The following is a 10486-nucleotide window of genomic DNA, read 5'->3' as shown; positions in this document are numbered from 1 at the left end:
TTCCTTCTTGCAGCACTAATTCGGGGCTGTTGCTGTTAAATACTGGTATGTTGTCTAACTGTCCGGGGAGGGGTCGCACTTCTTGGATTTGGACGATTTCTTGAGGTGCGGGAGGGGTTTGGGCTAAGGGGATGATTGATATAATTGGCAGCATTTTTTAGAGGAGTTTTTTTTACCGCAGAGGGCGCAGAGGGCGCAGAGGAAGAGAGGGAAGAGAAGAGGATGTGAATATTTGTGTCAGGGCGGGTTTTGTACGGAGATTTTGCTCAGTTATAGCAGATATTGTGATTTTTACTTCGCCCACTGTTGTAATATGTATTTGTAAAATTGGGCTGTGTCTACTTTATCCATTGCTTGAATTTTTCGTCCTCCTAAATCTTTTACCATCCGGGGGAAATGTCGAAAGCAAACTTCCTTCTTGCAGCACTAATTCGGGGCTGTTGCTGTTAAATACTGGTATGTTGTCTAACTGTCCGGGGAGGGGTCGCACTTCTTGGATTTGGAGGATTTCTTGAGGTGCGGGAGGGGTTTGGGCTAAGGGGAGAATTGATATAATTGGCAGCATTTTTGAGATGAGTTTTTTTTTACCGCAGAGGGCGCAGAGGGCGCAGAGGAAGAGAGGGAAGAGAAGAAAATGTGAATATTTGTGTCGGGGCGGGTTTTGTACGGATATTTTGCTCAGTTCTAGCAGATATTGTGATTTTTACTTCGCCCACTGTTGTAATATGTATTTGTAAAATTGGGCTGTGTCTACTTTATCCATTGCTTGAATTTTTCGCCCTCCTATTTTAACTTGTGTGCGTCCTTGGCTGATGCCTTCGGTAATAATTTCTGTTTCCCATTCTCGCAGTTGGTAAAATTCGGGATGCGCTAAATAAGCGGTTGCCAAAATGTCCCAAAAATAGTAATCTTGAGATATTGCTAGGGCATAACACTGTCCTGCTAAGTCGGAAATTGGATATTTGCGCTGTTTTGCTAAGAGATTGGAAAATTCTACAGTCAGCGGTACATTATTCGTGATATCTAAAGGACACATGACAACGGGAATTTGTGTTTGCCAAATTCTATCGATTGCTATCGGGTCCCAGTAAGCATTCCATTCCGCCGACATATCTTGTCCGGGTTCCATATCTTTGCTAACATTGCCCATAACATTGAGGGCGCCTCCCATCCAGACAATTTCTTGAATTTTGCTTTCAATTTCTGGCGCGATATCTAAAGCTTGCGCTACTGTTGTTAACGGCCCCGTTACCATTAATGTGACTGGTACGGCTGCATCTCGCAAAACTCGTACCATAAAGTTTTGTCCGGGTTCTGATATTAACGGCGTGTCAATGGTTCCTTTTTCATTTAGAATGGGAAGTCGATCGACTGCAAAGGAATCTCGCCTAAATAACACCGGAAATGGATTCAGTCCCCGTACCGTACTCGCCGCCACCGGAACTTCTGAACGCCCCATCAAATCAAGGATTTTGCGCGTTGCACTCACGGCCGGTTGAATGTAGCAGTCCGCAGGAGTTACAATTACTCCCAGAGTTTCGACTTCCTCCATTGTCATCAGCAACACGACTGAGAGATAGTCGTCAACTGCACCGTCGTGATCCATTAGTACGAGTTTTTTGGACATTTTGCTTCCCCAGTGACTGAATTAGTGTAAAGTACAAATATTAATTTTTTTGTTCTAGAAACACAACTGCCTCAACTATATGAATACAGTATCACCTTACGGGTCTTGGAAATCACCTATTTCTTCCGATTTAATTGTTTCTGGAACTGTCGGACTCGGACAAATTGCTATTGACGGCGATGATATTTACTGGGTTGAGGGAAGACCTTCGGAAGCGGGAAGAAGCGTCCTCGTGCGGCGCACTCCTGACGGTAAAATCAGCGACGTGACACCGCATCCTTTTAATGTTCGCACTCGCGTTCACGAATACGGCGGCGCTTCCTTTGCAGTGGCTGGCGGTGTTGTCTATTTTTCTCATTTTGCCGACCAACGTATTTACTCTCAAGCATTAGATTCTCAACCCCAACCTCTGACACCTGCTGCTAATTATCGCTATGCAGATGCGATAGTTGACAAGCAGAGAAATCGCCTGATTTGCGTGCGCGAAGACTATGCAGGTGAGGGCGAACCTGTCAATACTATTGTTAGCATTAATTTAGATAACGGCGAAGATATTCAAATCTTAACTCAGGGCAATGATTTTTATGCTTCCCCTCGTTTAAGTCCAGACGGTTCTCTACTTTCCTGGATTTGTTGGAACCATCCAAATATGCCGTGGGATGGCACAGAATTGTGGGTAGCAGAAATTAATGCTGACGGTTCTTTAGGTGAAAAATACTTGGTTGCTGGCGGGGTTGATGAGTCGATTTTTCAACCGGAATGGTCGCCCGATGGAGTTTTGTATTTTGTTTCTGACAAGTCGAACTGGTGGAATTTCTACCGCTGGCAATCTAGAACCCCCCTCAATCCCCCCTTGGTAAGGCGGGAAGCAGAGATAGAAACCAGCTTGTGCGAAATGGCGGCTGAATTCGGACTTCCCCAGTGGGTTTTTGGAATGTCTACTTATGCCGTTGTCTCGGAAAGCAAAATTATTTGCACCTACACTCAGCAAGGCCTGTGGTATTTAGCGAGTCTTGATTTAACGACTAAGCAGTTGACAACAATTGAAACGCCTTACACTGATATTTCGTCGATCAAAGGGCGGGGAGAAACAGTTGTTTTTTTGGCAGGTTCGCCGACTGAATCTAGTGCTATTGTACAACTGAATTTAGCAACAAGTCAACTAGAAATCTTGCGGAAATCGAGCAATTTAAGCATCAATTCTGGTTATCTTTCTGTACCGGAACCGATTGAATTCCCCACGGAAAACAATTTGACTGCTTTCGGTTTCTTCTATCCCCCGAAAAATCAAGATTTCGCAGCGCCTGCGGGTGAAAAACCGCCGTTAGTTGTGAAAAGTCACGGCGGCCCAACTGCTGCTACTTCTAGCAGCATGAATTTGAAAATTCAATATTGGACGAGTCGCGGTTTTGCCGTGCTCGATGTTAATTACGGCGGCAGCACTGGTTACGGTCGAGAATACAGAAAAAGACTGCAAGATAGTTGGGGAATTGTCGATGTTGACGACTGCGCTAACGGTGCTAAATATTTAGCTCAAAAAGGTTTAGTTGATGGCGAAAGAATGGCGATCGCCGGAGGCAGCGCAGGGGGGTACACTACGCTGTGCGCTCTTACTTTCCGCGATGTATTTAAGGCCGGTGCGAGCTATTATGGAGTTAGCGATTTGGAAGCTTTGGCAACGGATACTCACAAGTTTGAAGCCCGCTATCTGGATGGATTAATCGGGCCTTATCCTGAAAGAAAAGATTTGTATGTAGCTCGTTCGCCGATTCATTCCGCCGAACGTTTATCTTGTCCCGTTATCTTCTTTCAAGGATTAGAAGATAAAGTGGTTCCGCCCAATCAAGCGGAAATGATGGTAGAGATATTGAAAGCTAAAGGTTTGCCGGTTGCTTATGTTGCTTATGAAGGGGAACACCACGGTTTTCGCCGCGCTGAAAATATCAAAAGAACTCTTGACGGCGAATTCTATTTCTATTCGCGGGTGTTTAAGTTTGAGTTAGCTGAACCTGTGGAGGAAGTGCCGATTTTCAATCTTTAGAAAACATTAAGTTTGCAGTTGCTCGCTCTTCCCTAAAACGCACCTGCAAGCTATATCATAATTCGCCAACTTTAAAGGTGATTTACTTCACAAATTTTGCTGTTTATTGTCACACCTTTAAAGGCTATACAGCTATAAATTTTTATAGTGCGATCGCCTTTTGTTGTTGCAAAAACGCCCGATCGCGCGATCGTCGAGTAGAGAGTCAATTACTATGCAAACTCCTGTCCACCTGATTCCATCTGCTTTGGGCGAGCTGTTTGCCGAAGTGAATCAAAATGGCTACATTACTCTAGCGGATAGGTACGGTTTGATGGCTGCTATTTTTGACGAAAATCTGACTGAGGAAGACAAACGCTCGATCGATCGCCTGCTGCGCTCTGTGTGCCGAGGAAAGATAAAATTAGTTAACGAATTATCTACGATCAGATAAGTGCCGAGAATTTTATTTGACTGTAATTTTAAAAAGATCAACAATCAAAAAAAGCCCCAATTGTCTCGTAATTGGGACTTCCATCAAGGAAACTATTTTTAATTTTTCATCGAGATAGGACTAAGGTAAAAAAAGGTTTGGCGCGCGAATTATAGCGCAATACGCTTGGGTTAAAACTATTTATTCCTCGGAGATCCCCCTACATCCCCCTTAAGAAGGGGGACGCAAGAGTAATTTCTTGTCCCCCCCTTGTAGGGGCGGTGCCCCCGTGCCCGCCCTTGGCTAGGGGGGATCGAGCTTAACTGAACCGTATTGAATTATAGCGGTAGGGTGTGCAGTGCACACCTTACATATAGAAGTTTTGCGTAACTGCTGAACAAGTTTAATGTGCAGGTATAGTTGTCGCCAACTGCAACTTGCTCAAACTTTCTTCAGGCCCAAAATCCATCTGATAGCTGAGTGCCGAAGGAATCCCGAGCACGCAGCACGGAAAATTATTGCCTAGTTCCCTAACCAGCCGATGGTTGCCAGAATCACAGCCCAAGAACAGTAAATTTGCTGATTCTAATTCAACCACATTTCTCAGTTCTGTAGCAACCCGCCCGATGCGTAAATGAGCTTTGAATAAACCGCGCCATTCCTCAGCCAAACAGCGCGCTTGCCACAGCAACTTATCTGCTACCTCGTACTCATTATTTTGACCAAAAACTGCTCTCAAATCAGGCGGATCTATCCAACTTTTTCCCTGGGATATTGATGGGATTTCGGTTTGAGGTAAAGCGATCGCAGGCGCTGCACAGTTAAGGGCAAATGCTTCCTCTAACTCCGACACTTTCGGCTTGGCAGCCAAGGCATTTCCCACAGCAACTTTGCAAGTATCTTCTCCGTAACTTTTGGGCGCTTCGTCGATCACGTAGACAACTTGAACCGTGACTTCTTTAGTTGTTACTAAACGAGTTTGATGCGCCATCCAAAGGGTAATGTCCAGAGCTGTTTGGCTTTTGGGAGAACTGTTGTAACCGACAATAAAATTGATACTTTTTGCCTGTTTTGTAACTTTTGATTTCTTAGAACCTTGCGCTTGTGGCTCCGGCAGCAACACCATTTCTTCTGCTAAGTTTTGATATCCCAATGCACTTTCAAAACGCGCTAACATTGTTTTGAGATTCACAGGCTTGACCTCTCTTAAGTGAATTGTTTGGTCTGTCCGTCGGGCGTTATTCGTCTTGGGTAAAATAGCGATCGAGAAAATTCAAAGCATAGTTGCGGAGTTCGTAATACTCCTGGGATTCCCGCAACTCTTGGCGATCGCGCGGGCGCGCAAACGGCACTGACAAAATTTCACCTATCGTCGCAGCCGGGCCGTTTGTCATCAGTACAATGCGATCGGACATATAGATAGCTTCATCCACATCGTGAGTAATCATCATTGCAGCTTGTCTGTGATTTTCCCAGATGTCCAGCACCTGTTTCTGCAACTTGCCGCGAGTCAGAGCATCCAGCGCTCCAAACGGTTCGTCCATTAATAACATTTTAGGTCGAATCGCCAAAGCTCGCGCAATCCCAACCCGCTGTTTCATGCCCCCTGAAATTTCGTCTGGATATTTATCGGCTGCTGCCGTTAAGTTTACCATTGCTAGATGTTCGTTGACAAGACTAATCTTCTCCGGGCGGCTAAGACTTTGCAAAACTTCATCAACTGCCAGCCGAATATTTTCCCGCACCGTCAGCCAAGGCAGCAATCCGTAGTGCTGAAATACCATCATGCGATCGGCTCCAGGTTTGCGAATTTCTTTTCCTTCCAGTGTCACCATTCCCCTGCTCTGTTTTTCCAAACCAGCCACTATTTTTAGCAGCGTTGATTTGCCACACCCAGAGTGACCGATTACCGAAATAAATTCGTTTTCTCCAATACTTAAATTGATATTGTCCAAAACGCTAAATTCGCTACCGTCACCATTTTTATACGACTTGAACAAGTTGTCAATTTCTAGAAATAGACGATCGCTCTTGACCGAACTTTGGGTACTGGTAGAAGTAGAAGTGTATTGACTCACGGTATTCTCCTCAAAAATAGTAAAGTGTTAATTGACTTTTCTGGCTATTGCCTAAATCCTCAAATTGGGCAGTCGGTTTCAACCGACTTTAGCTATTAGCCAGGGAATAAATTCCCTGGCGGGACATTAGGAAAAGCGCAACATCTCAAACATTAAGACTGAAAAAAAGACTGAGGGCGGTTTGCTCGAATTTCAAAACTATTCAAATAACCCACCGGATCGCTTGGATCAAAGGCCTTTTTATCAATGAAAAGTTCTGCAGGTTCCACTTGGTAATCCTCCTTCGGACAATCGATCCCCATTTCGGCAACAATCTTGCGGTAAATGTCGGTTCTCCAAGCTTTTTTAGCTAATTCCTCAGCATTTTTTGGCACTTCCTTAATCTGTCCCCAGCGAGCGGCTTGAGTCATCAACCAAATACTCTGAGACTGCCACATAAATGTTGAATGATTTCCCGCTATTTGAGGCAAATTCTTAGGAATGTCATAGAAAATAGTTGCATCTTCCGATTGTAGGGTGCGGTCTTTTTCGTCAAACCCTCCATAGTTGTAGTCGCCAACAATTGCCGGCCGCGTAAATTTGTCGATCGCCCCTTTTTTCGGTTTCGCCCCCGTAAACGATCGCTCAGTTAGCAGCGCCGATATTTCACTGCGATTTTCCGGCTTGCTGCAATACTGACAAGCTTCCACCATTGCCTTAACCAGCGAGTAATAAGTCTTCGGATTTTCCTCAATGAATGATTCCATTACTCCCAAAAGGCGATCGGGATGTCCCTGCCAAACTTCCTTGCCTTGCACGAAGGTAAAACCCACTCCCAAATTGCCTTGAATTGCCCGCGTATTCCAAGGTTCGGCCACCATATAAGCCTGCATTGCGCCAATCCTGATGTTCGTTACCATCTGCGGCGGCGGCACAATAATTACCCGAAATTCTTTCAACGGATCGACACCCGCAGCCGCCGATATGTAGCGGACAAAGTATTCGTAAATCGCAGAACTCAGAACCACTGCCCAAACCCTTTTTTCCGACGGCTGACTGTCAAAAAAAGCTCGAAATTGTTTGCCAAATTCTTCCAAATTGCCGTTGTATTCGTTCCACGGGCGCAAACCGAAATCCCACATAGCTTTGTTCATCGTCATGGCGTTGCCGTGGCGGTGAATTGTCATTGCCGCGCACAGGGGTGCGTGCCGCGCTCCTTCAGCGCCAACTCGCGCGTTTGTGACGGCGCCGGATACGACTGGGGAGGCGTCGAGGCGGCCGAAGATGAGGCCGTCGCGGGAGGTTGCCCAGCTTGCTTCGCGGTTGAGTGTGACGTTTAAACCGTATTTGCGGAAAAAGCCTTTTTTCCAGGCGATCGCAAATGGTGCACAATCGTTAACCGGCACGTATCCTACGGTTAAATCGGGTTTTTCTAAGGTTCGGTAATCGACAACCGGCTTTACGGCTAAGGCTTCTTCTGTGAGTCCTTTTGCCGATCGATCCGCGCTAATTGCACAACCAGATAAAGCCATTCCCGCCGCCGCCATTCCCATCCCTTGCAAAAACTCGCGGCGCTTCCATTCATTGGAAAACTTGTCACTCATACAATTTTAGATTTTAGATTTTAGATTTTAGATTTGAAGTTGTAGTTGTAGGGTGCGTCGCCACCAACCATCACAAACAAAAATCGACCATCCATGAGCGACGCACCTTACAGTTGACACTTGATAGTTAACTGTTCGCTGCTGACTAATGACTAATGACTAATGACTAATGACTGCTGACTGCTCGATGCGTTACTAATTCCTGAATTTTGTCAACAGCAGCATCGAGCAACAATCCAGTTATGCCAATTACAAACACCGCTAAAAATACCGAACTCAGGTTCAAACGGCTCCACTCATCCCAGACAAAAAAGCCAATTCCCACACCGCCTGTCAGCATTTCCACCGCAACAATCACCAGCCAAGCAATCCCCAAACTAATCCGCAAACCTGTAAAAATGTATGGCAAACTCGCCGGCCAAATTATTTTGGTAATCCGCCTCCAGCGCGGCATTTCCAACACTTGCGCCACATCCAGATAATCCTTGGAAACGCTAGAAACTCCCAAAGCTGTGTTGATAATTGTCGGCCACAAAGACGTGATGAATATGACAAAAATTGCCGACGGCTCTGCTAAATTAAAAATCGATAAAGCTATGGGCAGCCAAGCTAGCGGGGACACCGGTTTGAAGATTTGAATCAGCGGATTGAGCGCCATCATTGCCGGTTTCGACATCCCGATGAGAAATCCCACGGGAATCGCCACTGCTGCACCCAGGAAAAATCCCACCAACACCCGTCGCAAACTCGCTAGCAGCAGCCAGCCAATGCCTAAATCTCCAGGCCCGCGCTGATAAAATGGATGGAATATGTAATCTAAATTAGCGATTAACGCCTGATAGGGAGTGGGAATCAAATCGCTGTTGAAGCTGGCAACAATCCACCACAAGCCAATAATTCCCAAAAAACCCGCAGCAGGTAACAAAACTGCATCTCGGATGACAACGGGTTTTACACGCTTCCACGTTGCAACTCCTGCAAGTGCGATCGCAGATAAATTAAGCTGTATGAACATTTCTATCTCCTTCAGAGTCAGGGCAGGTACAAGAATCTTGAACAATACCAACCTGAGACACTGACGAAGCCAAACAATCTTTTTCAGAACATTTGGCTTTTCAGTCTCTTCTCAATGCCTGCGAAGTTAGCTGACGGGCTAGGACTGAGAGATGTCCTTCTCCTTAGATTTCAAAATCAAAAATTACACTCTAATTTGGCACTTTTTAACTTTGCTTTTTAATTCTGTAGAGATTCGCCCCGAAAATTGGTTCCTCCGCTCCAGCCACACGCTTGGTTTGATTCCGCAGCGCTGGATTAGGCTTGACGTTTTAAGCCAATTTAACTTAAGCTAGCACGAGCGTATTATATTGTCAATAGGTCTTGGGGAGTAGCTATTTGAGTGCGACAGAGGCCAAAAGTTGAGAGAAAATTCAAAAAGCTAATGATTAAAGTAATCTAGAAATATAAAATTACGATCGCTTACTTGATTTATATAAAAGCCATGATAGATTTTAGCCAAGCGCTACAAGATAAAATTGATATAATTACCGAAAACTGGATCGAAGCTGTTCGGAGCGACGAGGAAATCGGCACCGCCAAGCAACTCCCCTACGATTCCGTGCGCGACAGCCTTCCCATCGTACTGCATGCGCTGGTAACTATGCTGTCCGAATCAGAAGACAGCGACCTTCGGACAGTCATACAAGAAAGTTTAGACCACGGGACTGTCAGGGCCGGGCAAGGCTACGATGCCCAAGAAATTGCGCGGGAATACCGCTTGCTGCGGAGGGTAATTTTCGATGCTTTAGAGCCAGAATTGCTAAAAGGCTCAGCCGCTGAAGTGAACCGAGCTTATCGCTTAATTGACACTGCCCTCGACGAAGCAATTGCTGACTGTTTCAAAACCTATACCCAGGCAAGATTCCAAGAACTACAGGAGTTGCAAAACCAATTGCAACTTACAAATCAAGAGCTGAGTCGCTTACTTCGCGCCAGTCAAGAGAATATATCTCACTTAGCTCACGAATTGAAAACCCCCCTCACCTCTATTATTGGCTACTCACAATTGTTTTTGCGCCAAATAAACAATCCTAGAGTTAAAGATTCGGCTCCCAATTTGGCACATATTGATAAAGTCCTCAACAACGGCAGACTATTACTTAGATTAATTAACGATACTCTCGAAATCTCGCGGTACGACACGGGACGCATAAATTTGCAGCTAAGTGCTACAAATGTGCGATCGGCGCTCGGCACTGTTGTCGAAATAATCGAGCCTTTGGCGAAAGCCAAAAATTTAGAGATCGCCCTTGAGTGCGATCCAGTTCTCGATCAAGTTATGACAGATTACTTGCGCTTGCAGCAAATTATCACCAACTTGGTGAGCAACGCCATTCGCTACACTCAAGCTGGTAATATTACCATAAAAACCGAATTATTGCCAGACCAACATTGGAGTATCTGCATCACCGATACAGGCATTGGCATTGCTTCAGAAGACTGCGATCGGATTTTTCAGCCATTTGTTCGGGCCAACAACTCCCTGGGTTCTGTGATGCCTGACAGTACCGGCTTAGGGCTAGCAATTGTCGCTCGATTAGTCAACCTCTTGCAAGGTAAAATCGAATTAGTTTCTGAAGTAGGAGTTGGCACCTCCTTCACTGTAATTTTCCCCTTAGAATTGGATGGAGTTTAGATTACTGTTAACTGTTGACTGTTGACTGTTGACTGTTAACTGTTGACTGTTAA

General features: G+C 45.4%; 9 protein-coding genes, 1 pseudogene and 1 riboswitch. Of the genes and pseudogenes, 3 read left to right on the top strand and 7 right to left on the bottom strand.

What is annotated here, in order from left to right; genetic code table 11:
* The 3 genes and pseudogenes from QUB35_RS12095 to QUB35_RS12085 all read right to left on the bottom strand — a co-directional run.
* A partial coding sequence (locus QUB35_RS12095; protein ID WP_333142160.1) for a DUF3370 family protein occupies positions 1-154 on the bottom strand: 154 nt, incomplete at its 3' end.
* 222 nt (positions 155-376) lie between these two features.
* Positions 377-565, bottom strand: a pseudogene (locus QUB35_RS12090) (DUF3370 family protein); the annotation flags it as partial.
* Positions 566-703: 138 nt separating this feature from the next.
* Entirely contained in the window at positions 704-1627 is a 924-nt protein-coding gene (locus tag QUB35_RS12085; protein ID WP_333142140.1) for a nucleoside hydrolase, read from the bottom strand.
* Positions 1628-1706: 79 nt separating this feature from the next.
* Here QUB35_RS12085 and QUB35_RS12080 point away from each other — a divergent pair, with 79 nt between their 5' ends.
* Both QUB35_RS12080 and QUB35_RS12075 read left to right on the top strand, forming a co-directional pair.
* Positions 1707-3668, top strand: a complete 1962-nt coding sequence (locus QUB35_RS12080; protein ID WP_333142139.1) for a S9 family peptidase — start codon at positions 1707-1709, stop codon at positions 3666-3668.
* A gap of 214 nt (positions 3669-3882) precedes the next feature.
* Positions 3883-4101 carry a hypothetical protein gene (locus QUB35_RS12075; protein ID WP_190741995.1) on the top strand — a complete coding sequence of 73 codons (219 nt, stop codon included), beginning with the start codon at positions 3883-3885 and terminating at the stop codon, positions 4099-4101.
* Positions 4102-4483: 382 nt separating this feature from the next.
* On the opposite strand, the gene QUB35_RS12070 is transcribed toward QUB35_RS12075, so the two are convergent.
* From QUB35_RS12070 to ntrB, 4 genes are all read right to left on the bottom strand, one after another.
* On the bottom strand, positions 4484-5272 hold the full coding sequence (locus QUB35_RS12070; protein ID WP_333142138.1) for a universal stress protein: 789 nt from the start codon (positions 5270-5272) through the stop codon (positions 4484-4486).
* 46 nt (positions 5273-5318) lie between these two features.
* Positions 5319-6158: a nitrate ABC transporter ATP-binding protein gene (locus tag QUB35_RS12065; protein ID WP_333142137.1), complete on the bottom strand. Its 840-nt coding sequence runs from the start codon at positions 6156-6158 to the stop codon at positions 5319-5321.
* Positions 6159-6310: 152 nt separating this feature from the next.
* Complete coding sequence (locus QUB35_RS12060; protein ID WP_333142136.1) at positions 6311-7741, bottom strand: ABC transporter substrate-binding protein; 1431 nt, start codon at positions 7739-7741, stop codon at positions 6311-6313.
* Positions 7742-7907: 166 nt separating this feature from the next.
* Complete coding sequence (ntrB, locus tag QUB35_RS12055) at positions 7908-8756, bottom strand: nitrate ABC transporter permease (protein WP_333142135.1); 849 nt, start codon at positions 8754-8756, stop codon at positions 7908-7910.
* 100 nt (positions 8757-8856) lie between these two features.
* Positions 8857-9069, bottom strand: a riboswitch (cyclic di-AMP (ydaO/yuaA leader).
* Positions 9070-9239: 170 nt separating this feature from the next.
* On the opposite strand from ntrB, the gene QUB35_RS12050 reads away from it, so the two are divergent.
* Positions 9240-10433, top strand: coding sequence for a sensor histidine kinase (locus QUB35_RS12050; protein WP_333142134.1), 1194 nt, complete (start codon positions 9240-9242; stop codon positions 10431-10433).
* The last annotated feature ends 53 nt before the right edge of the window (positions 10434-10486 follow it).

It is taken from the genome of Microcoleus sp. B13-B6 (assembly GCF_036705405.1).
Classification (GTDB): domain Bacteria; phylum Cyanobacteriota; class Cyanobacteriia; order Cyanobacteriales; family Microcoleaceae; genus Microcoleus.
This window is presented reverse-complemented; position numbering and strand designations above follow the sequence as displayed.